Origin of the sequence: Lelliottia jeotgali, assembly GCF_016771845.1 — a bacterium.
Taxonomy (GTDB): domain Bacteria; phylum Pseudomonadota; class Gammaproteobacteria; order Enterobacterales; family Enterobacteriaceae; genus Enterobacter; species Enterobacter jeotgali.
The window spans coordinates 55377-81901 of the sequence record NZ_JAENMQ010000015.1 but is presented as its reverse complement, the minus strand read 5'-3'; the positions used below and the strand labels follow the sequence as shown (position 1 = coordinate 81901).

Genomic DNA, 26525 nt, shown 5'->3' with positions numbered 1-26525 from the left:
TCTCGTTAAACTCACGACGCTAGCGACAACTTACGCTTTCCCGCATGTTGCACCAGCCATTGCGCCACGCGGGATTGCTGTTCTGCATCCAGCCACATTCCCTCTTTGGTACGACGCCAGATCGCATCGTCCAGACGACGCACCCACTCGTGTTCCACCAGGTAACGCAGCTCAGCTTCGTACAGCTCGTGACCAAAATGTTCACCGAGATCGGCAAGCGTTTTGGCATCACCCAGCACCAACTCCGTATTGCTGCCGTAAGTGCGCGCGTAATGGCGGGCCATGGATTCGGTAATAAACGGATAACGACGGCGCAGTTTTGCCGCAAAGTCATCGCGATCGCTACCGATATCGCCGCCAGGCAGCGTCGCGCCTTTGGTCCACGCCGGGCCGATGCCTTTGTAGTACGGCGTCAGTTTTTCCATCGCACTTTCCGCCAGCTTACGGTAGGTCGTCAGTTTACCGCCAAACACCGACAGCAGCGGTGCCTGACCGTCAACGTCATGAATATCCAGCGTATAGTCGCGGGTAATCGCCTGCGGGGAATCGGATTCATCGTCGCACAGCGGACGCACGCCGGAGTAAGTCCAGACCACGTCATCGCGCCCCAGCTGTTTCTTAAAGTGCGCGTTATAGACTTTCAGCAGATAGCCGATTTCGCTCTCGTCGATTTCGACGTTCTTCGGATCGCCTTGGTACTCAACGTCGGTGGTGCCGATGATCGAAAATTCATCCATCCACGGGATCACAAACACGATGCGCTTATCTTCGTTTTGCAGGATATAGGCCTGCTTCTGGGTATGCACGCGAGGCACCACGATGTGGCTGCCTTTGATCAGGCGAATGCCGTACGGCGATGGCAATTTCATGCCGTCGTCAAAGAACTGTTTCACCCACGGGCCGGTAGCGTTCACCAGGCCGCGTGCCTGCCAGCTAAATTTCTCGCCGGTATCGATATCTTCGGCTTCGACAATCCACAGCCCGTTTTCACGGCGTGCAGCGGTGGCGCGGGTGCGGGTTTTGACCTCGCCATCTTTCTTCACCACCATTTGCGCGTTCGCCAGTACCAGGCGTGCATCGTCTACCCAGCAGTCAGAATATTCGAAACCGCGCACGATTTCCGGTTTCAGAACGGATTCTGCGCCAAAACGCAAACCGGCGGAACTCGGTAAACTGGTGCGCTTGCCCAGATGGTCGTACATAAACAGACCAATTCGGATCATCCACGCCGGACGCAAATGCGGCCGATGAGGCAGACGAAAACGCATCGGGATTGCCAGGTGAGGTGCCATTTTCAGCAGTACTTCACGCTCGGCCAGCGCTTCGCTGACCAGGCGGAACTCGTAATGTTCCAGGTAGCGCAGGCCGCCGTGGATCAGTTTGGAGCTGGCGGACGAGGTCGCGCAGGCGAGATCGTTGGCTTCCAGCATCAGTACAGATAATCCGCGTCCTGCAGCATCTGCCGCAATACCGGCACCGTTAATGCCACCGCCTATCACAATCAGATCTTTGGTTTCCATGTCACCCTCACGCACTTTCGTTAAAGCTCAGAAATGTTCGATATCGCTCATAATAGCAAATGAACGCTCTTTTGGTAACATCAAAAAAACAATTTTGAGTGATAGAGATAACATAATGGCGTTTCGCCGCCGTCAGGACGTACACTACGCGGTAAAATAGTTTTCCCCCTCTACCCGTGGAAGAGTGCCGGGGTGAGGCCGAGTTAAAAGCAAAACGGCAACCTGGTTGCCGTTTTTGGTGTTTGCTCCCTCTCCCTGTGGGAGAGGGCCGGGGTGAGGGCACCAGACCGCACCAGATAAATGAAAAGAAAGAGAGCAAAATGGAACAGTTTGAATGCATTAATGTAGAAGAAGCCCACCAGAAGATGCACCAGGGAAAGGCGGTGCTGGTGGATATCCGCGACCCGCAAAGCTATGCGATGGGCCACACGCCGGGCGCGTTTCATCTGACCAACGACAGCCTGGGCGCGTTTATGCGCGATAACGATTTCGAAACCCCGGTGATGGTGATGTGCTATCACGGCAACAGTAGCAAAGGTGCGGCGCAGTATCTGCTCCAGCAGGGTTATGACGCGGTGTACAGCGTCGATGGCGGCTTCGACGCCTGGCATCGGCATTTCCCGGCGGAAGTAGAGCACGCCTTTGATAACTGACGCGGTTATACTGTCCTCTTTTGTACGGAAATAAGCGACGGCCGCCCATGCTGATGATTACCTCTTTTACCAACCCGCGCGTCGCTCAGGCGTTTGTCGATTACATGGCGACGCAGGGTGTTATCCTGACGATTCAACAGCATACGCAGACTGATGTCTGGCTGGCTGATGAAAGTCAGGCGAATTTCGTCAACACCGAGCTGGCGCGTTTTCTGGAAAACCCTGCCGACCCGCGCTATCTGGCGGCCAGCTGGACCTCCGGTCACACGGACAGCGGGCTGCACTATCAACGTTTTCCTTTTTTAGCTACCGTGCGCGAGCGAGCCGGACCTTTCACGCTGTTGCTCATGGCGGCCTGCATTCTGGTGTTTATCATCATGAACGTGGTCGGCGATCAGCCGGTGATGATTGCTCTCGCCTGGCCGTACGATCCTTCGGTGCAGTTTGACGTCTGGCGCTACTTCAGCCACGCCCTGATGCACTTTTCGGTAATGCACATTCTCTTTAACCTGCTGTGGTGGTGGTATCTCGGTGGCGCGGTCGAGAAACGTCTCGGCACCGGCAAACTCATTGTCATCACCGTGATCAGCGCCCTGTTAAGCGGTTACGTACAGCATAAGTTTAGCGGTCCGTGGTTTGGCGGTTTGTCGGGCGTAGTTTACGCCTTGATGGGCTACGTCTGGCTTCGCGGTGAGCGCGACCCCCAAAGCGGCATCTATCTGCAACGCGGTTTAATAACCTTTGCATTAATATGGCTAATTGCCGGATGGTTTGATCTGTTTGGTATGTCTATCGCCAACGGCGCGCACGTTGCCGGGCTGGCCGTAGGGCTGGTGATGGCCTTTGCTGATACGCTGAATGCGCGAAAACGAACATAATTCCCAGGGATATTTCATGAAACAAACGCAACGTCATGACGCCATTATCGAACTGGTTAAAAAACAGGGATACGTCAGCACCGAAGAGCTGGTCGAGCAATTCGCCGTCAGCCCGCAGACCATTCGTCGTGATTTAAACGACCTGGCCGATCAGAACCGCATTCTTCGCCATCACGGCGGCGCGGCGCTGCCGTCGAGTTCCGTAAACACCTCATGGCACGATCGCAAGGCGACGCAAACCGCCGAGAAAGAGCGGATTGCCGCCAAAGTCGCGAGCCAAATTCCCAACGGCGCGACGCTGTTTATTGATATCGGCACCACGCCCGAAGCGGTGGCTCACGCGCTGCTTAACCATGAAAACCTGCGCGTGGTGACAAATAACCTGAACGTGGCGAACACCTTGATGCAGAAAGACGATTTCCGCATCATCCTCGCGGGCGGTGAACTGCGCAGCCGCGACGGGGGAATTATTGGCGAAGCGACCCTCGACTTTATCTCCCAGTTCCGCCTCGATTTCGGCATTCTGGGGATCAGCGGCATTGATAGCGATGGCTCATTGCTGGAGTTTGACTACCACGAAGTGCGCACCAAGCGGGCGATTATCGAGAACTCTCGCCACGTGATGCTGGTGGTGGACCACTCGAAGTTTGGTCGTAACGCGATGGTAAACATGGGCAGCATCAGCATGGTGAACGCGGTGTACACCGACGTCATGCCACCGGCGGGGGTGTTGCAGGTGATTAGAGATAACAACTTGCAGCTGGAATTGTGCTAATCCTCATGTCGGGTGGCGGCTGCGCCTGACCCGACCTACTAAACCGTAGGCCCGGTAAGCGTAGCGCCACCGGGCAATGAATTACACGCCATACCCCATCATCTTTAACAGCTGCTGCGCATGTTGCACCGCATCCTGACGATGCGCCACGCCGAGTTTCTGATACAAATTACGAATGTGCGTTTTGATGGTGGTCGCTGCGACCGCCAGCTCGCCCGCAATCTGTTCGTTGCTGTAGCCCGAGTAAATCAACCCCAGAACCTGCCACTCACGTTGGGTGAGCGGGCTGGTGCGAATAAGTTCCGGTACTTCCGGGTGGTTCAGTAGACGTTCGACAAAGTTCTCGTCGAAGTGCGCAAACTTGTGGCGGTGATGCTGGTTAATCTCGCGCAGAATGCGCTGGGCGCGGTGTTGATCCAGTTCCGGTAACGTATTGAGCTGAATCAGCTGGCGCAGCTGCTGCGCCATCGTCTCGCCTTCAATCACAAAATGACTGATAAATCCGGTACGGTTCGCCAGTTGTAAGGCTTCCAGCAGCACGCGCTGCGCGTCGTTTTTGCGCCCTGCCTGCCAGTAAAGCTGATTGAGCAGCAGCAGGTTGCGGTTCAGATCGCTCATCAGACGCAGGCTGCGGGCGTTCTCGTTTAACTCTTCCAGCACAATTTCCGCAGGCTCAAACTCACCGAGCAGGATCTGCGCGCGGGCGATGTTGCGCCACTGGCTTTGCAGGAAGTGGTTATTGGCGAATTCCGGTTTTGGCGTCTGGCGCAGCCAGTTGGCGGCGGATTTTTTATCGCCGATCATTTGCCAGTAGATCACCCGCACTTTATCGGCGTTGGAAACCCAGTCGCTGTGATATTGGCCGTTGCCGAGTAGATTTTCGAGGCGGTTCAGGTGATTCCGGGCATTATCCAGATCGCCGCGCGCCAGGGAGCACTGCACCAGCAGGGCCAGGCATTGCAGCTGCTGCTGCGGCTGGAAGGTGGAAAGCACCTCAACGCCGTGACGAGCAGACGCTTCGGCCTCATCCAGACGCGCCCAGGCCCACAGTAATTGCGCGCGAATGCGCAGCAAGAATTCGTGCATCGGCAGCTGTTCCAGGTGCTGATCGTGAATCAACTGGAACGCTTTTTCCTGAGTCTCCCAGGCGGCTTGCAGGAACCCCTGAGCAAATAAGATTTCGCTCTGCTGGATCATGCTCCACAGGGCGTAATGCCAGACATCGTGACGGCGGGCCATCTGCTCAGTTTGCTGCATCAGCGACAGGGAACGCGTGAGATCGCCTTTGCAGTGCAGCACTTCACCGTGGACCGAGGTGGCAACAATGCGGCTGTAATAGTTCGCCAGCGGCAGTTCGTCGAGGGCGATCATCGCCAGACGCTCAGCCTCTTCCTGGTCGCCGTCGTTGATGGCAACCTGCGCACGCAGGGCGTTAAACTCACCGTGCAGCGTGCCGTCCATCTCGCCTTTCATCTCTTGTTCGGCGCGAGCAAGTAATGTGTTTACTTCGCTATAACGGTGCTGGCTCTGCATCAGCCACGCCTGCAACAGCACCAGACGCGGGTTTTCCAGCAGGCTTTCCCACGGCAGGGCGCGGAGCGACTCTTCGAGTAGCGTCAGTTCGCTGTGGTTGAACAGACCCCAGGCGTGGTTAAGCAGAATGTCGCGCAGCATATTGGCGTCACCGGCGGCCAGCGCGTGGTGGATAGCTTCGCTCGGGAAGCCTTGCGCCATCCAGCTTTCGGCGGCGGAGCGGTGAACGTCGGGTAATTCGGTAGCCATTTCCCACTGGCAGCGCTGGCGCAGGAAGTTGCCAAACAGCGGATGGAAGCTGAACCATTCCCCGGAGTCGTCCATGCGTTGCAGGAACAGTCCCTGGCGTTCGATCTCTTCAAGGCGCATCTGGCCGTTGTCTTCGCCGGTTACGCGCACAATTAGCGCGTCGTTCATCGAGCGCAGCAGCGAGCTTTTCAGCAGGAACTGGCGGGTGGCCGGATCAACGCTGTCCAGCACTTCATCGACCAGATAATCGGATAAATGGCTGGCGTTAATGCCCGCCAGGCGGCGTGCAGACTGGTGCGTCGGGCTGTTATTTTGTCGGGCTGAGAGCGCGATGAGCTGCAAAGCAGTTGCCCAACCGGCCACATCGTCGCACAGACGGCTGCTTTCGGAGGCTTCAATCGGCGAGCTGAGCCGACAGTCAAAGAACTGTTTCGCTTCCTGATGGTTGAAGGCCAACTGCTGGCTGCCCACTTCGAGAAGCTGATCGCGCACGCGCAGGTTGGCAATGCCCAGCTGCGGCAGGTTACGCGACAGCACCACCAGGGTGAGATTTTCCGGCTGATGGCGCAGGAAGAAACGCATCGATTCGTGGATCACCGGATTGGTAATCAGATGGTAATCGTCAATCACCAGGAACAGCGGGCGATGCCATTCGGCCAGTTCGATGAACAGCTGGGCGAACAGGGAGGAGAGGCTGGCGTACTGGCGCTTTTGCACCATCACTTCACTGGTGACGCAATGCCCGTTGGTCGCCTGCTGAATGGCCGCGATCAGATAGCTGGCAAAGCGCTCCTGCTGGTTATCGCCCTCATCAAGGGAATACCAGCCTAAATCGCTTTTACCTGCGGCCCACTGTGAGATGAGCGTTGTTTTTCCATAACCTGCAGGACTCGTAACCAGCGCCAGTCGGAAATTATTCGCGCCGGAAAGTTTCGCCAACAGGCGTTCGCGGACCACAGTATGGTCAAGACGAACCGGGCGACTTAATTTGGACGGAATCAACATAAGTTTTTCACTTCACTGTGGGGAAACGAGGAAATCGATTTTTTTTGCGCTTCGTAATTAATAGATATAAGGTCGGCCAGAAAAGGAACTATTGCAAGTTATGTCCGTTTTTTCTATCCCTGAATTTGCACTCTGTCACAAAATTATTCCCCATTGACCGGGAACTTTTTTAAATGCCCTGTATCCAGCATGGATGCTGGCTTGTATGCATTTAGTGCCTTTATCCTGAAACTGGTTTCATAAGGCGATTCTCATCACGAAGTTAATAAATAACCGGTATAGTTGTTACTGGAAAATAACCCTCTGAGAAACGCCTAAAACACATAAATATTATTCCTGGTAAGTAATCATTTCTGCTGATATTAATTTCATCCGAAACTGCATTTCATTTATTTGACACTCTTCCCGTTTATCTTTCCCCCTTCCCGGCACACTCGTTCTATGCTCAAGAGTGGCCTTGATCACACTTTTGCGCTCATCCCCGTTACTCCTCCCTGCCTAATCCCCGGCAGGAGGAGGAAGAGGGGGAATGAGCCAGGCACACTAGCGCCATTATGTTTTCTTTCTCTACAGGATGCCGATTCCCTATGTCACAGCCTACCTTCAACAAAGCTCAATTTCAGGCTGCCCTGACGCGTCAGTGGCAGCGTTTTGGTTTGTTTGCAGCAGAGGACATGACGCCTCATCAGTGGTGGCAAGCCGTGAGCGGTGCGCTGGCCGAACTGCTCAGCGCTCAGCCAGCGGCGAAGCCGGTCAAAAACCAGCGTCATGTGAACTACATCTCGATGGAGTTTCTGATTGGACGCCTGACCGGCAACAATCTGCTGAACCTTGGCTGGTATCAGGAAGTGAGCGAGGTGCTGAATGAGCACAACGTGAACCTGACCGATTTGCTGGAGGAAGAAACCGATCCGGGCTTAGGCAACGGCGGGTTAGGGCGTCTGGCGGCCTGTTTCCTCGATTCAATGGCGACGGTAGGGCAATCCGCTATCGGTTATGGTCTGAACTATCAGTACGGCCTGTTCCGTCAGTCCTTTAATGACGGGCATCAGATTGAAGCCCCGGACGACTGGCATCGCGGCAGCTATCCGTGGTTCCGCCATAACGCGCAGCTCGACGTGCACGTCGGCATTGGCGGCAAAGTCACGAAGCAGGGCCATTGGGAACCGGGTTTTGTCATCACCGGCGAAGCCTGGGATCTGCCGGTGCTGGGCTATCGTAACGGCGTCGCGCAGCCGCTGCGTCTGTGGCAGGCGAAACACGCGCATCCGTTCAATCTGACCAAATTTAACGACGGCGATTTCCTGCGTGCCGAGCAGCAGGGTATCGACGCCGAGAAGCTGACCAAAGTTCTGTACCCGAACGACAACCATCTGGCGGGTAAAAAACTGCGCCTGATGCAGCAGTATTTCCAGTGCGCCTGTTCGGTGGCGGATATCCTGCGTCGCCATCATCTGGCGGGGCGTAAGCTGTCTGAGCTGGCGGATTACGAAGTTATCCAGCTGAACGACACTCACCCAACGATCGCGATCCCTGAACTGCTGCGCGTACTGCTCGATGAGCACCAGCTGAGCTGGGATGCGGCCTGGGCGATCACCAGCAAGACCTTCGCGTATACCAACCACACCCTGATGCCAGAAGCGCTGGAGTGCTGGGACGAGAAGCTGGTGAAAGCGCTTCTGCCGCGCCATATGCAGATCATTAATCAGATCAACGACCAGTTCAAAGTGTTGGTGAGCAAAACCTGGCCGGGCGACAAAGCGGTGTGGGCGAAACTGGCGGTGGTGCACGATAAACAGGTGCGCATGGCGAATATGTGTGTGGTCAGCGGCTTTGCGGTGAACGGTGTGGCGGCGCTGCACTCGGATCTGGTGGTCAAAGATCTGTTCCCGGAATATCACCAGCTTTGGCCGAACAAGTTCCATAACGTCACCAACGGCATCACGCCGCGTCGCTGGATCAAACAGTGCAACCCGGCGCTTGCCGCGCTGCTGGATAAAACCCTGAAGAAAGAGTGGGCCAACGATCTCGACCAACTGATCAACCTGGAAAAACAGGCTGACGACGCGAAGTTCCGTCAGAAATATCAGGCTATTAAGCAAGAGAACAAAGTGCGCCTGGCGGCGTTCGTGAAAGTGCGTACCGGGATTGAAATCAATCCAAACGCGATTTTTGATATCCAGATTAAACGCCTGCATGAGTACAAACGTCAGCACCTGAACCTGCTGCACATTCTGGCGCTGTATAAAGAGATCCGCGAGAACCCGAACGCCGACCGCGTGCCGCGCGTGTTCCTGTTTGGTGCCAAAGCCGCGCCTGGCTACTACCTGGCGAAGAACATCATTCTGGCCATCAACAAAGTGGCCGACGCGGTGAACAACGATCCGAACGTCGGCGATAAGCTGAAAGTGGTGTTCCTGCCGGATTACTGCGTGTCGGCGGCGGAAATGCTGATCCCGGCGGCGGATATTTCTGAGCAGATCTCCACGGCGGGCAAAGAGGCGTCCGGCACTGGCAACATGAAGCTGGCGCTGAACGGTGCGTTAACCGTCGGCACCCTGGACGGTGCAAACGTCGAAATCGCTGAGCAGGTGGGCGAAGAGAACATCTTTATCTTCGGGCATACGGTCGAGGAGGTGAAAGCCCTGAAAGCCAAAGGCTATGACCCGGTGAAATGGCGCAAGAAAGACAAAGTGCTGGATGCAGTGCTGAAAGAGCTGGAAAGCGGCAAATACAGCGATGGCGACAAACATGCGTTTGACCAGATGCTGCACAGCATCGGCAAACAGGGTGGCGATCCGTATCTGGTGATGGCGGACTTCACCGCCTACGTGGATGCACAGAAGCAGGTCGATGTGCTGTATCGCGATCAGGACGCCTGGACCCGGGCGTGTATTCTGAACACCGCGCGCTGCGGGATGTTCAGCTCTGACCGTTCAATCCGTGATTATCAGGCCCGTATCTGGCAGGCAAAACGCTAAGGAAGCGCGATGGATAGCAAACGTCTGGATAATGCCGCGCTGGCGGCGGGGATCAGCCCCAGTTACATCAATGCTCACGGTAAACCACAGTCAATTGGCGCTGAAACCAAAAGACGTTTGCTGGACGCCATGCACAAGGCTAAACCCGTCGCGAAAGCGGCGGTGATGCCGGTTCCGCTGGTGAAAGTGTTCACTGCGGGCAAGAAAATGCCGCTGATGATTGACGGCAGCGGCGAGTTCAGTTGGCTGTTAATCACCGAAGAGGGTCAGGAACATAAGGGCCATGCCACGGGCGGTAAACAGCTCAACCTTCCGACGAAGTTGCCGCAAGGCTACCACACTCTGACGCTCACTCAGGGCGAGCATCGTTTCCATTGTCGGGTGATTATTGCCCCGAAACGCTGCTACGAACCGCAGGCACTGCGTGAAGGCAAAAAGCTGTGGGGCGCCTGCGTGCAGCTCTATACGCTGCGTTCGGACGACAACTGGGGGATCGGCGATTTTGGCGATCTGAAGAAAATGCTGACGGACGTGGGCAAACGCGGTGGGGCGTTTATCGGCCTTAACCCAATCCACGCGCTGTATCCGGCGAATCCGGAAAGCGCCAGCCCGTACAGCCCGTCATCCCGGCGCTGGTTGAACGTGATTTATATCGACGTCAACGCGCTGGATGATTTCAAAAACAGCAAAGAGGCGCAGGAGTGGTGGAAGATGAGCACCACTCAGCAGACGCTGAAACAGGTGCGAGACGCCGACTGGGTCGACTACGCAACGGTCACGGCGCTGAAAATGGCCGCTCTGCGCATGGCGTGGAAGGGCTTTGCAAAACGCACCGACGAACAGATGAAAGCGTTCCGTCAATTTGTCACCCAGGAAGGTGACAGCCTTTACTGGCAGGCGGCGTTCGATGCGCTGCATGCCTATCAGGTGAAAGAGGACGAAATGCGCTGGGGCTGGCCGGTGTGGCCAGAGGCGTATCAGTCGGTGGATTCCCCGGAAGTGAAAGCCTTCTGCAAAACACACGCCAACGAAGTGGATTTCTTCCTGTGGCTGCAATGGCTGGCGTACAGCCAGTTTGCCGCCTGCTGGCAGGAGAGCCAGGGCTACGACATGCCGATCGGCCTGTACCGCGATCTGGCGGTGGGCGTGGCGGAAGGCGGAGCCGAAACCTGGTGCGATCGCGAGCTTTACTGCCTGAAAGCCTCCGTCGGCGCGCCGCCGGATATTCTCGGTCCGCTGGGTCAGAACTGGGGCCTGCCGCCGATGGACCCGCACGTGATGGCGGCGCGCGGGTACGAGCCGTTTATCGATCTGCTGCGCGCCAACATGCAAAACTGCGGCGCATTGCGTATCGACCACGTAATGTCTGTGCTGCGTCTGTGGTGGATTCCGTACGGTGAAACGGCGGATCACGGCGCGTATGTGCATTATCCGGTGGACGATTTACTGTCGATTCTGGCGCTGGAAAGCCAGCGTCACTCCTGCATGGTGATTGGCGAAGATCTCGGTACTGTACCGGTTGAAATCGTCAGCAAATTACGCGAGAGTGGCGTTTATTCATACAAAGTACTCTATTTCGAAAGTGACCATGAGAAGACGTTCCGTTCGCCGAAAGCGTATCCTGAACAATCAATGGCTGTCGCGACAACGCATGATCTTCCTACGCTGCGAGGCTATTGGGAAAGTGGCGATCTCACGCTTGGCAAAACGCTAGGTTTGTATCCGGATGAAGGGGTGCTGCGCGGGCTGTATCAGGATCGCGAGCTGGCAAAACAAGGGCTGCTGGATGCGCTGCATAAGCACGGCTGTCTGCCAAAACGTGCCGGGCATAAGGCCTCGCTAATGGCGATGACGCCGACGCTCAATCGCGCGATGCAGCGCTATATTGCCGACAGCAACAGCGCTCTGCTGGGTTTGCAGCCGGAAGACTGGCTGGGAATGGCGGAGCCGGTAAACATTCCGGGCACCAGCTATCAGTACAAAAACTGGCGGCGTAAGCTGTCCACCACCCTTGAGAAGATGTTTGCCGACGACGGCGTGAACAAGCTGATTAAGGATTTGGATAAGCGCAGAAGAGCGAAGAAGTGATAAAAAAGCCCGGCGGCGCAAATGCGCTTGCCGGGCCTACGGAGGGTGCGGTTTGATGCCCTCACCCCGACCCTCTCCCAGGGGAGAAGGAGAACACATTAAAAACGGCAACCTTTGGTTGCCGTTTTGCGTTTACCTTGTAGGCCGGGTAAGGCGCAGCCGCCACCCGGCAAATGACCGCACAGATCAACCAGACCGGGTAAGGCTTAAACCACCATCCCCAACAGCAGACAGCCAATCAGGCCGCACACGGAAATAATCGTTTCCAGCATCGACCAGGACTTGATGGTCTCACCGATAGTCAGGTTGAAGTACTCCTTGAACAGCCAGAAGCCCGGATCGTTCACGTGGGAGAAAATCACGCTACCGGAACCTACTGCGATAACCATCAGCTCAGGGCTCACGCCGGTGGTCGCAATCAGCGGCGCCACGATACCGCCAGCGGTAATCGCTGCAACGGTCGCAGAACCCAGCGCGATACGCAGAACGGCGGCGATAGACCATGCCATCAGAATCGGAGAAATGTTGGTTTCATGCATCATAGAGGCGATGTATTTATCCACGCCGCTGTCCACCAGAACCTGCTTGAACGCACCGCCACCGCCGATGATCAACAGCATCATGGCGATAATTTTGATGGCAGAGCCCAGCGTGTCGTTAATCTGGTCCATGTTACGACCGCGATTCAGACCGAAGGTAAACAGCGCAATCAGGACGGCAATCAGCGTCGCCATGACCGGATCACCGAGGAACTCAGCGACGGACAGGAACGCGTGACCTTTCGGCAGCACCATTTCTGCCACGGCGCGCATCGCCATCAGCACGACCGGCACCAGAGAAGTCCAGACGCTGACGCCAAAGCTTGGCATCTCTTCTTCAGTGAAGGTTTTTGCGCTGTACAGACCTTCCGGGATGGGCTTGTCGATGCCTTTCAGGCAGCGAGCAAATACCGGACCCGCAAGGATAACGGTTGGGATCGCCAGGATGGTACCGAACAGCAGGGTTTTACCCATATCCGCGTGGAAGATGGTCGCGATAGCGGTTGGACCCGGATGCGGTGGCAGGAAGCCGTGGGTCACAGACAGCGCAGCGGCCATTGGCACACCGACATACAGCAGCGGGATATTCGCCGCAGCCGCGATGGTGAAGACCAGCGGCAGCATCAGCACGAAGCCAACTTCATAGAACAGCGCGAAACCGACGGTAAAACCGGTTAATACCACCGCCCATTGAATGTGCTGTTTACCAAATTTGGCGATCAGCGTGGTCGCGATACGCTGTGCGCCGCCGCAGTCTGCCAGCATTTTACCGAGCATGGCGCCGAAGCCCATGATCAGCGCCAGGCTGCCAAGCGTTCCGCCGACACCGGCTTTGATAGAGCTAATGACTTTGACCAGCGGCATTCCTTGCATCAGACCGACTGCAAGTGCCACCAGAACCAGAGCGATGAAGCCGTTCAGCTTGAAACGGATCATCAAGAGCAGTAATAAGACAACACCGATAGCGACGATAACTAATGGCATGATTAACCTGGCCTTTCAATTGTTATGGGTAACGTCATTGTTTCGACGACAATTTCCGATTGTCCCAACTGGGAACAGAGAATTAACGGCACTAATACTGGTTGCCTGCGAAACTATTGAGTTTAGTCGGCTGTTATGAGGATGCTTAGTGCCCATGTGAATGATACGGGTAACATGTGCGGATTGAGAATCACCCTGGCAGGCAAAATTTGAATTATGAGACGCAGGTCAACATATGGGGAGGGAGTGATGGGCAAACAAAAGCCGGGTTGGCGGTTACGCCGTACCCGGCCTGGATGTGGTGTGCGGTCATTTGCCCGATGGCGCTACGCTTAGCGGGCCTACATAAGCCTCGAACTGTAGGCCGGATAAGGTGAAGCCGCCACCCGGCAAAGACAGACGGGAACTCAGTAGTATGAGTGCTCGCCGCGCTGGTGTTCGGTCAGATCGCGCACGCCTTTCAGCTCAGGGAATTCGTTCAGCATTTGCTTCTCGATCCCTTCCTTGAGGGTCACGTCGACCATAGAACACCCGTTGCACCCGCCGCCGAACTGCAGGATAGCCAGACCGTCGTCAGTGATTTCCATCAGGGTGACTTTACCGCCGTGACCGGCCAGCTGCGGGTTGATCTGCGATTGCAGCAGATATTCCACGCGCTCCATCAGCGGGGCATCGTCGGACACTTTACGCATTTTCGCGTTCGGTGCTTTCAGCGTCAGCTGAGAACCCAGCTGATCGGTAACGAAATCGATTTCCGCATCGTCAAGATACGGCGCGCTTAACTCATCGACATAGGCGGTGAGCTGCTCAAATTTAAGGGCAGTGTCAGATGCTTCCACAGCGTCCGGAGGACAATAAGAGACACCGCATTCTGCATTCGGAGTGCCTGGATTAATCACAAACACGCGGATCTGCGTCCCTTCTTCCTGATTTGCCAGCAGTTTGGCAAAGTGTGATTGTGCAGAATCGGAAATACGGATCATAGCTTTGGCCTAATAGTTGACTAAATTACCTGGGTATAATAATACGCCCATCGGAAAAGGGCTACAAGGTGCGACACAAACACCATACCTGAACCGTCGCCGCGCCGCTTTGCAAAAGCAGTCGGGAAAGTTCTGCTACCGTGCTGCCGGTTGTGACGACATCATCCACAATCGCGATATGGCGGCCCTTGACCGACAATTCAAGCCGAAAGGCGTTTTTAAGGTTTCTTTTGCGCAACCTCGCGCTGAGCTGATGCTGGATTGCCGTGGCATGTGTGCGTTTCAGCGCGACAGGGTGATAACTGCAGCGTAGCCAGTGGGCAAGTGGGTGACATAACACCTCGCTCTGATTATACCCGCGACGCCAGTGGCGCCGGTGGTGGAGGGGCACGCTGATGAGTAAATCCACCGCAGGCAAATTTCGTGTGCGTCTGGCGTGCAAAACCGCCAGTACCAGCAGGCGAGCGAGAGGGGCGGCCAGCTGGGTTTGCCGGGAAAATTTCAGTTTATGGATCAGGCCACTCAGCGGCTGAACGTAATCATCGACCGCGACCAGAGCATCCCAGGGCGGCGGCTTTTGCAGGCACCTTCCGCAGGGGATGTGGACGCTCGTTGCCGGTAATCCGCATTGCGGGCAACAGGGCGTACGGGTCTGGAATGAGCGTGTGCAGACCGAACACACTCCCCAGTGGCTTATCGTGAGCGGCATTCGGCATAGCCAGCACAAGCCAGGCACTGTTAGCATGAGCAACTTCCTTGTTAAAAAAGAGAATCCTAACCGATGAATAATCTTTGGTGGCAGACCACAGGCACAGGAAATGTTGATCTTGTGCTGCTGCACGGATGGGGGCTGAATGCCGAGGTGTGGCATTGCATTCAGGAGGAACTGGCCTCGCAATTTACGTTGCACCTTGTTGATCTGCCCGGTTTCGGGCGCAGCCACGGCTTTGGCGCTCTGGCGCTGGAGGCGATGGCGCAACAGGTTCTGGAACGTGCGCCGCAAAAGGCTATCTGGCTCGGATGGAGTTTAGGAGGGCTTGTGGCCAGTCAGATTGCCCTGACGCACCCGGAGCGCGTTCAGGCGCTGGTGACGGTAGCTTCCTCACCGTGTTTTAGCGCCCGCGACGAGTGGCCAGGTATCAAGCCGGAGGTCTTAGCGGGCTTTCAGCAGCAGCTGAGCGAAGATTTCAAGCGCACGGTTGAGCGTTTTCTGGCACTGCAAACAATGGGCACCGAAACGGCACGACAGGATGCGCGAATGCTCAAAAACGCGGTGCTGGCTCTGCCAATGCCGGACGTTGATGTTCTGAATGGCGGCCTGGAGATCCTGAAAACCGTCGACCTGCGCGAACAACTGGCTGCGCTTACCGTGCCGCATCTGCGAATCTACGGTTATCTTGATGGGCTGGTTCCGCGCAAAGTGGTGCCGATGCTGGATGCGCAGTGGCCGCAGAGTGAGTCGTTGGTTATTGCCAAAGCGGCGCACGCGCCTTTTGTTTCACATCCCGCTGAGTTTTGCGCGGCGCTGACTGCGTTAAGTCAACGTTTAGACTGATTGTTTTCTATCCATCCTGGAAAAACTGGTGTGCCACGACAATACTCAGTGTGTCGTTGTGGCAATTGTCCCTGCGATATACGCAATTATAAACCTATGGAGAGTATGGATATGAAAATAGTCACAGGACTTGTTGCTTCACTGGTTATTGGGTCATTGTCTTTTGGGGCTTTTGCGGCGAAAGAGTTGCAAAGGGATGAAGCGAAAAAGATGAACTTGACCAAAGTAGGGGATGTTTCAACGTCAGATAAAACCTCACCGATGGATGCGAAAAAAGAGCTGTCGGAAAAGGCGGATAAATTAGGCGGCACATATTATGTGATCACCAGCGGTACGAAGAATGAGAAAGACGTTCGCGCCACGGCGGAAGTGTTTAAGTAAGTAGCCATTATTGCCGGGAGGCGTTTCGTTTTCCCGGCAAATCACATTAGCGCAGTACCCACCATTCCCGCAGGCACGCTTTCCCTTCCGGGCAGCTTTTGCAGCTACCGGACAAGCAGTCGTCCTTATCTTCCTGAACCCGAACAGCTTTTCCCATTGCCTCCAGTCTTTCGAGCATGGCATCGATCATCGGCTGTGGCGTGTGCAGGGAAAGGCTCAACTGTCTGGCCTCCATTCGCCCCTGAAGCGCCAGTAGATCACGAACCTGAATCATCGATGCCATAAACTCTTACCTCTTAGTGGCAGTCGCCAGCAGGACTGTTACAGCAGTTGGCCGCCGTTTTGTTGGTCGCCAGCAGGTTGACGTCGACACGGCTGCGTGCGCGGCGAAGCAGGCCAATAAGGATGACGTTGAACAACACAACCGCCAGGATGCAGACCAGGCTGTAGCGTGGATGCTGGTTAAAGTTGGTGGCCTGATAGAAGACGGTCGCCAGCGAGTACGCAATGTTCAGCCCCCACAGAACCGAGAAGCCCATCCAGCCACGGCTGGATTCGCGGGCAATCGCCCCCATCACGGAAATGCACGGAATGTAGAGCAGGACGAAGATCAGATAGCTATAGGCCGCTGACGCACTGCCGAACTTCTGACTCATTACGCCCATCGCGCCAGTTGCCATTTCACCGTCGCCTTTGCTGGCCTCGATGGGATTGGCGAGCACGCTCAGGCTGAAGGTGTTTTTCAAACTCTCCCAGGTTTCATCCACCGCGCCCAGTAGCTCGTCTCCGAGGTGGAATTCCGCCGGGTTAAACTCCTCTTCCTGAATATTTTCCGCCGTATACAGCGTGTTCAGGGTGCCCACAACCACTTCTTTTGCCATCGCGCCGGTGAACAGCCCAACGGTGGCCTGCCAGTTATCTTCATGAACGCCAATCGGCTTGAACAGCGGGGTGATCACGCGGCTGACGGAGGCCAGCGCCGAGTCGTTGATATTATCCGCCGCCTGACCGCTGAGGGTAAAGCTGTTCAGCGCGCTAAGGAAAATACTGACAATGACAATGACTTTACCGGCGCGCAGAACAAAACCTTTCAGGCGCTGCCAGGTCTGGATCAGCAGGCTTTTGATGTGCGGGACGTGGTAGACCGGCAGTTCCATCACAAACGGTGAGGCTTCGCCGCGCATGATGGTGTGTTTGAGCATCAGGCCGGTGAGAATCGCCATCACGATACCCAGCAGGTACAGGGAAAATACTGCCAGCGCACCTTCCTGGCCAAAGAACGCCGCCGCAAAGACTGCGAAGATCGCCAGTCGTGCGCCGCAGGACATAAACGGCGCCATCATGATGGTCATCAGGCGCTCACGCGGCGCATCAAGCGTACGTGCGCCCATCACCGACGGAACGTTACAGCCAAAACCGACAATCAGTGGAACGAAGGATTTACCTGGCAAACCGAGCGCCTGCATCAGGCGATCCATCACGAAGGCCGCGCGGGCCATGTAACCGGAATCCTCAAGGAAGGAGAGGAACAGATACATCATGCCGATTTGCGGCACCAGCGGCAGAACGGTGTTGATACCGCCACCCAGCCCCTGCGCGAGGAAAATGGTCAGCCATTCAGGCAGATGCAGCGTGTAGCCCAGCCATTGCAGGCCGTGGATAAAAATGGCCACAGAGCCGACATCGAACAGCGGTTGGAGCGCGCCGCCGATGTTGATGGCGAGCAGGAACATCACGTACATCACCAGCAGGAAGATCGGCAAGCCGAGGAAGCGGTTGAGAATAATTTTATCAACGGCAGAGGTGAAGCGGCTAGGTTCGGCGGTCAGGGTATTACTGACCACTTCGCAAATCGCTGCGATGCTTTGATAGCGTGCGTCGGCGATATGCAGCGCCGGGTCGTCGATTTCGTCACTCAGTCGCGCCAGCGAAATATCCAGATGCTGTGCGGCGTTGCCCGCATAACCACGGCTGTAGATATCGCCTTCCAGCATTTGCAGCCCCAGCCAGTTGCGCTGTTTCTGCGGCATCGCGTGGGTCATTTCTTGCGCCAGTATGCTGGCTTCGCGCACCAGCGGTTGCGGGTAATGAACCAGCTCAAGATCGGTATTGCCGGTGTGGCGATCGACCGCCAGCTTTAGGGCGTCGATCCCACGCGCGCGGGTGGAGACCAGCGGAATCACCGGACAACCAAGGCGTGCTGAAAGGGCATCGATGTCGATACGAATTTTTTGCTTCTCGGCAATATCGAGCATGTTCAGCGCGACGATGCACGGAATGCCCAGCTCCAGCAATTGCAGGGTCAGGTACAGGTTACGCTCAAGATTGGAGGCATCGACGACGTTAATCAGTAAATCCGCGTCGCCGCTCAGAATATAGTGGCAGGCAATTTGCTCATCGAGCGAGGTCTGCGATGAAATGGTGGTGAGCGAATAAGTGCCAGGTAAGTCAACGAGAGTGACCTGATGGTCCGTCGTCGAAAACTGGCCTTCTTTACGTTCCACCGTGACGCCCGCCCAGTTACCGACGCGCTGACGTGCGCCCGTTAGCTGATTAAATAAGGTGGTCTTGCCGGAATTAGGATTGCCAATTAAGCCAATGGTTAATTTTTTCATTGTTTTAGACTCGGTATAACGGCTGGCGATTTATCGGATTAAAGCTTCGACTTCTAATAACGCGAGGTCTTTCTTACGCAATACCAGATTGACGCGACGGGTTTCGATATGCACGGGATCGCCTAATGGCGCAATGCGCACAACCTGGAACGAAGACCCAGGCAGCATGCCTAATGACAAGAGTTTTTGACGATACGCCGGGCTAATTTCGCGGGCAAAACCGGTAATTTTCCAGGCACTGTCTGGTGTGTATTGCATAGAAACCACTTTGACCGAAGGTTAAATAATCAACAGGTTCATGATAATGAGAATGGTTTCTATCAGCAATATTTAAAATGTGACCGGATGTTCATATGGACATTAATTCGAGGACTGTTTGACCTTGCTCAATTTTTAATGAGATGGGGAGTGAGGTATGAATTATTAATTTGTTAACTAAGTGATAATCGTTGGTATAAATATGGATATGCAATCGGTTCCATATTTACTAATAAATGAGTGAGTACGTTCTTATTTATTCCAGCTTATTGCGGTGTGATTGTCGGGCGATACTGCGTTTGCCCGGCCAACATTCAGCCGGGCAAATGGGGGACATTAACGTTTTTTGCCCATCGCGGCGGCCAGCGCATCCATCATCGCGCTGTTACCGGCAGGCTGAGCCTGAGGGCGTGGTTTCGCGGCTTTGGCTGCTGGACGGGATTGCTCGCGCGCGCCGCCGCCGTTATTACGACGAGCGTTGGTTTCGCCTGGCTGCTCGTCAAGACGCATCGTCAGCGCGATACGCTTGCGTTGCATATCCACTTCCAGCACCTTCACCTTCACGATATCGCCCGCTTTGACCACGGTATGCGGGTCTTCCACGAACTTATCGGCCAGGGAAGAGATATGCACTAAACCGTCCTGATGTACGCCGATATCGACAAAGGCACCAAAATTGGTGACGTTTGTTACCGCGCCTTCCAGCACCATTCCCGGCTGCAGATCTTTCATCGTTTCAACGCCTTCGGCAAACTTCGCCGTTTTAAACTCAGGGCGCGGGTCGCGACCTGGTTTTTCCAGCTCTTTGATGATGTCGGAGACGGTTGGCACGCCGAATTTGTCGTCGGTGAAATCGACGGCTTTCAGGTCACGCAGATTGGTGCTGTTGCCCATCAGGTCTTTCAGCGCTTGCTGAGTGGCAGCCAGAATACGCTCCACCACCGGATAAGCTTCCGGGTGAACGGTTGAGGCATCCAGCGGGTTATCGCCGTGGTTGATACGCAGGAAGCCCGCGCACTGCTCAAAGGCTTTCGGCCCGAGACGGCTCACCTTCAACAACTGCTGGCGGTTCTGGAACTGACCGTTCTCATCACGCCAGGCGACGATATTCTGCGCCATCATGCGGGTCAGGCCTGCCACGCGGGTCAGCAGAGCAACGGAGGCGGTGTTCAGGTCTACACCGACGGCGTTTACGCAGTCTTCCACCACCGCATCCAGACGGCGCGCCAGTTGAGTCTGACTCACGTCGTGCTGATACTGGCCGACACCGATCGATTTCGGATCGATTTTCACCAGCTCTGCCAGCGGATCTTGCAGGCGGCGGGCGATAGAGACCGCGCCGCGCAGGGAAACGTCGAGGTCCGGGAACTCGAGCGCCGCCAGTTCGGACGCCGAGTAAACCGACGCTCCGGCTTCGCTGACGATCACTTTCTGCGCGGTGACTTTCGGGAACTGCTCCTGCACGTCGAGGAAGAAGCGTTCGGTTTCGCGCGATGCGGTACCGTTTCCGATCGCCACCAGTTCAACGTTGTATTTTTCACACAGGGCGGCAACCACCACGGCGGCTTTCGCGGCCTGGCCGGTGTGCGGATAGATGGTGTCGGTCGCGACCAGTTTGCCGGTCCCGTCGACAACGGCCACTTTCACGCCAGTACGCAGGCCCGGATCGAGGCCCATAGTGGCGCGCAGGCCAGCCGGTGCGGCCATCAGCAGGTCGTGCAGGTTTCGGGCAAAGACGTTAATCGCTTCGTCTTCGGCGCGTTCGCGCACGGTGCCCATCAGTTCGGTTTCGAGGTGCATCAGCACTTTGATGCGCCATGTCCAGCTCACCACGCCTTTGCGCCAGCTGTCTGCCGGAGCATTATTCAGGCGCAGGCCGAGGTGGTTGGTAATAATCTGTTCGCAATAACTCTCTTTCGGCGGCTCGTCGAACTGCGGATCGGCATTAAGGGAGAGTTGCAGCACACCTTCGTTACGGCCGCGGAACATTGCCAGCGCACGATGCGACGGTGCGGTAGAGATCGGTTCGTGATGATCGAAGTAGTCGCGGAATTTCGCGCCTTCCTCTTCTTTACCGCTCACCACGGTTGAGACGATATGGGCATTTTTCCACAGATAATCACGCACTTTGGAGAGCAGCGCGGCGTCTTCGGCAAAACGCTCCATCAGGATATAGCGCGCACCGTCGAGGGCGGCTTTGGTATCGGCCACGCCTTTTTCCGCGTCGATAAATTTCGCGGCTTCCGTTTCCGGATCGTGTGACGGGGTGTTCCACAGCAGATCCGCCAGCGGCTCAAGGCCTGCTTCAATCGCAATCTGCCCGCGGGTGCGGCGCTTAGGTTTGTACGGCAGATAAAGGTCTTCGAGCTCGGTTTTGCTCATCGTGCCGTTGATAGCACCTGCCAGCGCATCGGTCAGTTTGCCCTGCTCGCCGATGGATTTGAGAATGGCCTGACGACGGTCTTCCAGCTCGCGCAGGTAGCCCAGACGGGTCTCCAGGTTGCGCAGCTGCGTGTCATCCAGACCGCCGGTGACTTCCTTACGATAACGTGCAATAAACGGCACGGTGTTCCCTTCATCAAGCAGGCGAACGGCAGCTTCTACCTGCTCGGCTCTGGCCTGAAGTTCACCCGCAATAATGCGGCAGAGCGAATCTTTCATCATGGCTTTGTCATCTGGTTTGTCGAAAAACAGGGGGATAGTTATACGGGCTGACACGCGAAAATGCCAGCCGTGGAGGGTGCTCTCGGACTATTTAACGTACTCAATTTCGTTGACGTACCAGCTGGCTTCACCGCCGGGCGTCTGGACGATGGTTAAATCACCGACTTCCTTTTTGAGCAGCGCGCGGGCCATCGGCGAGTCGATCGAGATGTAATCCTTACGACCAAAAATTTCATCGTAGCCGACAATGCGAAAGCGGCGGATATCGCCATCATCATTCTCAATTTCTACCCACGCGCCGAAGAACACTTTGCCCTCTTGCTGCGGCGAATAATCAACAATTCTTAGGTTCTCAAGGCATTTGGTGAGATAACGGACGCGTCTGTCAATCTCGCGCAGGCGTTTCTTATTATACTGATAGTCAGCGTTCTCACTGCGGTCGCCGAGACTGGCCGCCCAGGTCACTTTTTTGGTCACTTCCGGGCGCTCTTCCCGCCAGAGGTAATCCATCTCTTTTTTGAGTTTTTCGTACCCTTCGCGGGTGATTAGCGGCGTTTTCATGGTGTGACCTTAAGACTCGACTCAGTTGCAGACATTACGCACATTACGTACCACATAGCTTACCAGACAGGATTAATAATGATTAATGTGATGAAATGTGCAGATAAGCTGCTGTTAAATATGCTTTGTAACAATTTCGACTAGAATTTATACCAGAATTAGCTGGTCGTAGACGCGCACTTTTTTAGAATACGTACTGAAATACTATCCGGACCTTTGGGAGTACATACAATGCAAGAGAACTATAAAATTCTGGTCGTGGATGACGACATGCGCCTGCGTGCGCTGCTTGAGCGTTATCTGACCGAGCAGGGCTTCCAGGTTCGAAGCGTGGCGAACGCCGAGCAAATGGATCGCCTGCTTACCCGTGAATCGTTCCACCTGATGGTGCTCGATTTAATGCTCCCTGGTGAAGACGGGCTTTCTATCTGCCGCCGTCTGCGCAGCCAGAGCAACCCAATGCCGATCATTATGGTGACGGCGAAAGGGGAAGAAGTTGACCGTATCGTAGGCCTCGAAATTGGTGCCGACGACTACATTCCAAAACCCTTCAACCCGCGTGAACTGCTGGCGCGTATTCGCGCAGTCCTTCGCCGTCAGGCCAACGAACTGCCGGGCGCACCGTCTCAGGAAGAGGCCGTGATTGCCTTCGGTAAGTTCAAGCTGAACCTCGGTACGCGCGAAATGTTCCGTGAAGATGAACCTATGCCGCTGACCAGCGGTGAATTTGCGGTTCTGAAAGCGCTGGTCAGCCATCCGCGTGAGCCGCTGTCGCGCGACAAGCTGATGAACCTGGCTCGCGGTCGTGAATACTCCGCGATGGAGCGTTCCATCGACGTCCAGATCTCTCGTCTGCGCCGCATGGTCGAAGAAGATCCTGCGCATCCTCGCTACATTCAGACCGTTTGGGGTCTGGGCTACGTCTTTGTGCCGGACGGTTCTAAAGCATGAGGCGAATGCGCTTTTCACCGCGCAGCTCGTTTGCCCGCACTCTGCTACTGATCGTCACCCTGCTGTTCGTCAGCCTGGTGACGACGTATCTGGTGGTGCTGAACTTCGCGATTCTGCCCAGCCTCCAGCAGTTCAATAAGGTCTTAGCCTACGAAGTTCGTATGCTAATGACCGATAAACTGCAGCTGGAGGACGGCACGCAGCTGGTGGTTCCTCCGGCGTTTCGGCGTGAAATTTACCGCGAGCTGGGAATTTCGCTCTATTCCAACGAAGCGGCGGAAGACGCTGGCCTGCGCTGGGCGCAACACTACGAATTCTTAAGTCAGCAGATGGCGCAGCAACTGGGTGGCCCGACGGAAGTGCGCGTTGAGGTCAACAAAAGCTCGCCGGTTGTGTGGCTGAAAACCTGGCTGTCACCCAATATTTGGGTGCGCGTCCCGCTGACCGAAATCCATCAGGGCGATTTCTCGCCGCTGTTTCGCTATACCCTGGCGATCATGCTGATGGCGATAGGCGGCGCGTGGCTGTTTATCCGAATACAAAACCGACCCTTAGTCGATCTTGAACACGCCGCTTTACAGGTGGGGAAAGGCATTATTCCGCCGCCCCTGCGTGAATATGGTGCGTCTGAAGTTCGCTCTGTAACGCGTGCCTTTAACCACATGGCGGCGGGCGTTAAGCAGCTTGCTGACGACCGTACGTTGCTGATGGCCGGTGTGAGCCACGATCTGCGTACGCCGCTGACGCGTATTCGTCTGGCGACGGAAATGATGGGCGAAGAGGACGGCTATCTCGCGGAGTCCATCAACAAGGACATCGAAGAGTGTAACGCTATCATCGAACAGTTCATTGATTACCTGCGTACCGGTCAGGAAATGCCGATGGAAATGGCCGATCTTAACGGCGTGCTTGGCGAAGTGGTGGCGGCAGAAAGCGGTTACGAGCGTGAAATTGATACTGATTTGCAGTCGGGCGAGATTCAGGTCCGTATGCATCCATTGTCCATCAAACGTGCCGTCGCCAATATGGTGGTCAACGCTGCGCGCTACGGTAATGGCTGGATTAAAGTCAGCAGTGGTTCGGAACTGAATCGCGCCTGGTTCCAGGTTGAAGACGATGGTCCGGGGATAAAGCCTGAGCAGCGCAAGCATCTGTTCCAGCCGTTTGTGCGCGGCGACAGCGCACGTAGCACCAGCGGTACCGGATTAGGGCTGGCGATTGTGCAGCGTATTATCGACAACCATAACGGGCTGCTGGAGATTGGTACCAGCGAGCGGGGTGGTTTGAGTATTCGCGCGTGGCTGCCAGTTCCGGTGACGCGAGGGCAGGTGAAAGAGAGTTAAAAATCGCACCTAACAATCCCCTCTCACTTAAGGGAGAGGGAGAAAACATTAAAAACGGCAACCGAAGTTGCCGTTTTGCTTTTACCTTGGTCCTGCACTCACCAACGCCGCACCTGCTGGCGTATCGGTGTACTTCTCAAAGTTTTCAATAAACAGCTTCGCCAGCGTTTCGGCCTTCTCTTGCCACTGTTCCGGTGAGCCGTAGGTATTACGCGGATCGAGGATATGCGTATCCACGCCCGGCAGCGACGTTGGGATCGCCAGATCGAACATGGGCAGGGTGAAGGTTTCCGCATCATCCAGCGAACCATCGATAATCGCGTCGATAATCGCACGCGTATCCTTGATGGAGATGCGTTTACCCGTCCCGTTCCAGCCGGTGTTCACCAGATACGCCTGCGCGCCTGCGGCTTGCATACGTTTCACCAGCACTTCGGCGTATTGCGTCGGGTGCAGGGACAGGAACGCCGCGCCGAAGCAGGCGGAGAAGGTTGGCGTCGGTTCAGTCACACCGCGCTCGGTGCCGGCCAGTTTCGCCGTAAAACCGGACAGGAAGTGATACTGCGTCTGGCTGGCCGTCAGGCGGGAAACCGGTGGCAGCACGCCAAAGGCATCGGCGGTGAGGAAGATCACTTTCGAGGCGTGGCCCGCTTTGGACACCGGCTTCACGATATTATCGATGTGATAGATCGGATACGACACGCGGGTGTTTTCGGTTTTCGAGGCATCGTCAAAATCGACGCTTCCATCGGCACGCACGGTGACGTTTTCCAGCAGCGCATCGCGGCGGATGGCACCGAAAATGTCCGGTTCCGCTTCTGCCGACAGGCGGATCGTTTTGGCGTAGCAGCCGCCTTCGAAGTTGAACACGCCGTCATCGTCCCAGCCGTGTTCATCGTCGCCAATCAGACGGCGCTTCGGATCGGTGGAAAGGGTGGTTTTGCCGGTGCCGGAGAGGCCAAAGAATACCGCCACATCACCTTCTTCACCAACGTTAGCAGAGCAGTGCATGGAGGCAATGCCCTGCAGCGGCAGCAGGTAGTTCATCACCGAGAACATCCCTTTCTTCATTTCGCCACCGTACCAGGTGCCGCCGATAAGCTGGATGCGCTCGGTCAGGTTGAAGGCGATGAAGTTTTCCGAGTTCAGGCCCTGCTCTTTCCACTGAGGGTTAGTGCATTTCGCACCGTTCATCACGATGAAATCAGGCTCGAAATCCTGTAATTCCTCATCGGTCGGGCGAATAAACATGTTCTTCACGAAATGCGCCTGCCAGGCAACTTCGGTAATGAAGCGCACTGAAAGACGGGTGTCGGCATTGGCGCCACAGAAGGCATCAATAATGAACAGGCGCTTGCCGGAGAGTTGATGAGTGACGAGTCCTTTCAGATGCTGCCAGGTGTCCTGGGAGAGCGGCTTATTGTCGTTCTTCCCTTTACCGTTATCTGCCCACCACAGCGTATCGCGGGTGGTGTCGTCACGGACGATATACTTATCTTTCGGCGAACGGCCGGTAAAAATCCCGGTGTCCACGGCGATAGCACCAGTGTTCGTCAACACACCTCGCTCGTATCCTTCCAGTGCTGGATTGAGCTCTTCCTGATACAGCGTATCGTAATCGGGGTTGTAGACGATTTCCTGGACGTCGTTGATACCATAAGCCATGAGATCTTGCGGGGTTAAATCTTTAACGCGCATGTCACTGCTCCTTAGCCAATATGTACTGCCTGAAATTGTAGGGTTTTTCTTAGGATGTTAACCGCGACGGGGCTCATAGATTTACGTATCTGGACAAAACCCTTCCTGACGGAAAACGCTGTGACTCCTGTCACGAAGCAGGGCGGATTATCGCAGGATTCGCTTTTTTGTGGGGGGAAATGTTCTCAAAAGGTTAAATCATGGAGTATTTAACCGGAAGAATGTGAATGTAATCGCATACATGTAAGAAAGTTACGTAAGGGTTACATTACGAAAAACGATTCAGCTTAAAGGCAAGTTTTCCCCTCACC

At 55.5% G+C, this 26525-nt stretch carries 20 protein-coding genes; 9 read left to right on the top strand and 11 right to left on the bottom strand.

The window, feature by feature from the left end; all coding sequences use genetic code 11:
- Positions 1–11: 11 nt before the first annotated feature.
- Positions 12–1520: a glycerol-3-phosphate dehydrogenase gene (gene glpD, locus JBO43_RS20805; protein WP_202674959.1), complete on the bottom strand. Its 1509-nt coding sequence runs from the start codon at positions 1518–1520 to the stop codon at positions 12–14.
- 320 nt (positions 1521–1840) lie between these two features.
- On the opposite strand from glpD, the gene glpE reads away from it, so the two are divergent.
- Genes glpE through JBO43_RS20790 form a run of 3 tightly spaced genes read left to right on the top strand, consistent with a single transcriptional unit; the run spans position 1841 to position 3826 of the window.
- Positions 1841–2173: a thiosulfate sulfurtransferase GlpE gene (gene glpE / locus JBO43_RS20800; protein ID WP_095283738.1), complete on the top strand. Its 333-nt coding sequence runs from the start codon at positions 1841–1843 to the stop codon at positions 2171–2173.
- A 47-nt stretch (positions 2174–2220) separates the two neighbouring features.
- Positions 2221–3051, top strand: a complete 831-nt coding sequence (glpG, locus tag JBO43_RS20795; RefSeq protein WP_202674958.1) for a rhomboid family intramembrane serine protease GlpG — start codon at positions 2221–2223, stop codon at positions 3049–3051.
- Positions 3052–3067: 16 nt separating this feature from the next.
- A complete protein-coding gene (locus tag JBO43_RS20790) occupies positions 3068–3826 on the top strand; it encodes a DeoR/GlpR family transcriptional regulator (protein WP_095283736.1) in 759 nt (252 codons plus the stop codon).
- 81 nt (positions 3827–3907) lie between these two features.
- On the opposite strand, the gene malT is transcribed toward JBO43_RS20790, so the two are convergent.
- A complete protein-coding gene (malT, locus tag JBO43_RS20785; protein ID WP_095283735.1) occupies positions 3908–6613 on the bottom strand; it encodes an HTH-type transcriptional regulator MalT in 2706 nt (901 codons plus the stop codon).
- A gap of 587 nt (positions 6614–7200) precedes the next feature.
- Here malT and malP point away from each other — a divergent pair.
- Complete coding sequence (gene malP, locus JBO43_RS20780) at positions 7201–9594, top strand: maltodextrin phosphorylase (protein ID WP_095283734.1); 2394 nt, start codon at positions 7201–7203, stop codon at positions 9592–9594.
- A 9-nt stretch (positions 9595–9603) separates the two neighbouring features.
- On the top strand, positions 9604–11682 hold the full coding sequence (gene malQ / locus JBO43_RS20775; RefSeq protein ID WP_202674957.1) for a 4-alpha-glucanotransferase: 2079 nt from the start codon (positions 9604–9606) through the stop codon (positions 11680–11682).
- 206 nt (positions 11683–11888) lie between these two features.
- Here the strand turns inward: malQ and gntT are convergent, their stop codons facing one another.
- From gntT to gntX, 3 genes are all read right to left on the bottom strand, one after another.
- Complete coding sequence (gntT, locus tag JBO43_RS20770; protein ID WP_095283732.1) at positions 11889–13205, bottom strand: gluconate transporter; 1317 nt, start codon at positions 13203–13205, stop codon at positions 11889–11891.
- Between the two features lie 407 nt (positions 13206–13612).
- On the bottom strand, positions 13613–14188 hold the full coding sequence (gene nfuA, locus JBO43_RS20765; protein ID WP_095283731.1) for a Fe-S biogenesis protein NfuA: 576 nt from the start codon (positions 14186–14188) through the stop codon (positions 13613–13615).
- A gap of 61 nt (positions 14189–14249) precedes the next feature.
- Complete coding sequence (gntX, locus tag JBO43_RS20760) at positions 14250–14933, bottom strand: DNA utilization protein GntX (protein WP_095283730.1); 684 nt, start codon at positions 14931–14933, stop codon at positions 14250–14252.
- Between the two features lie 36 nt (positions 14934–14969).
- Here gntX and bioH point away from each other — a divergent pair, with 36 nt between their 5' ends.
- On the top strand, positions 14970–15743 hold the full coding sequence (gene bioH, locus JBO43_RS20755) for a pimeloyl-ACP methyl ester esterase BioH (protein ID WP_095283729.1): 774 nt from the start codon (positions 14970–14972) through the stop codon (positions 15741–15743).
- Positions 15744–15854: 111 nt separating this feature from the next.
- Positions 15855–16124 carry a YdgH/BhsA/McbA-like domain containing protein gene (locus JBO43_RS20750; RefSeq protein WP_095284412.1) on the top strand — a complete coding sequence of 90 codons (270 nt, stop codon included), beginning with the start codon at positions 15855–15857 and terminating at the stop codon, positions 16122–16124.
- 46 nt (positions 16125–16170) lie between these two features.
- On the opposite strand, the gene feoC is transcribed toward JBO43_RS20750, so the two are convergent.
- The 5 genes from feoC to greB form a co-directional block, all read right to left on the bottom strand.
- Positions 16171–16407, bottom strand: a complete 237-nt coding sequence (feoC, locus tag JBO43_RS20745; protein WP_202674956.1) for a [Fe-S]-dependent transcriptional repressor FeoC — start codon at positions 16405–16407, stop codon at positions 16171–16173.
- A 13-nt stretch (positions 16408–16420) separates the two neighbouring features.
- Positions 16421–18739 carry a Fe(2+) transporter permease subunit FeoB gene (gene feoB, locus JBO43_RS20740; protein WP_103947368.1) on the bottom strand — a complete coding sequence of 773 codons (2319 nt, stop codon included), beginning with the start codon at positions 18737–18739 and terminating at the stop codon, positions 16421–16423.
- 30 nt (positions 18740–18769) lie between these two features.
- The gene (feoA, locus tag JBO43_RS20735) at positions 18770–18997 is read right to left on the bottom strand and encodes a ferrous iron transporter A (RefSeq protein ID WP_095283726.1); all 228 of its coding nucleotides are present in this window, start codon (positions 18995–18997) and stop codon (positions 18770–18772) included.
- A gap of 336 nt (positions 18998–19333) precedes the next feature.
- Positions 19334–21661, bottom strand: coding sequence for a Tex family protein (locus tag JBO43_RS20730; RefSeq protein WP_202674967.1), 2328 nt, complete (start codon positions 21659–21661; stop codon positions 19334–19336).
- 87 nt (positions 21662–21748) lie between these two features.
- Entirely contained in the window at positions 21749–22222 is a 474-nt protein-coding gene (gene greB / locus JBO43_RS20725) for a transcription elongation factor GreB (protein ID WP_103947367.1), read from the bottom strand.
- Positions 22223–22453: 231 nt separating this feature from the next.
- Between greB and ompR the strand changes: the two genes are divergently transcribed.
- Positions 22454–23173 (top strand): osmolarity response regulator transcription factor OmpR, encoded by a 720-nt coding sequence (gene ompR / locus JBO43_RS20720; protein ID WP_001157751.1) that lies wholly within the window; start codon positions 22454–22456, stop codon positions 23171–23173.
- Complete coding sequence (gene envZ, locus JBO43_RS20715; RefSeq protein WP_095283724.1) at positions 23170–24516, top strand: two-component system sensor histidine kinase EnvZ; 1347 nt, start codon at positions 23170–23172, stop codon at positions 24514–24516. Before ompR ends, envZ begins: the two co-directional genes overlap by 4 nt.
- An 81-nt stretch (positions 24517–24597) precedes the next feature.
- Here envZ and pckA read toward each other — a convergent pair whose 3' ends face one another.
- A complete protein-coding gene (pckA, locus tag JBO43_RS20710; RefSeq protein ID WP_202674955.1) occupies positions 24598–26214 on the bottom strand; it encodes a phosphoenolpyruvate carboxykinase (ATP) in 1617 nt (538 codons plus the stop codon).
- Between the last annotated feature and the right edge of the window lie 311 nt (positions 26215–26525).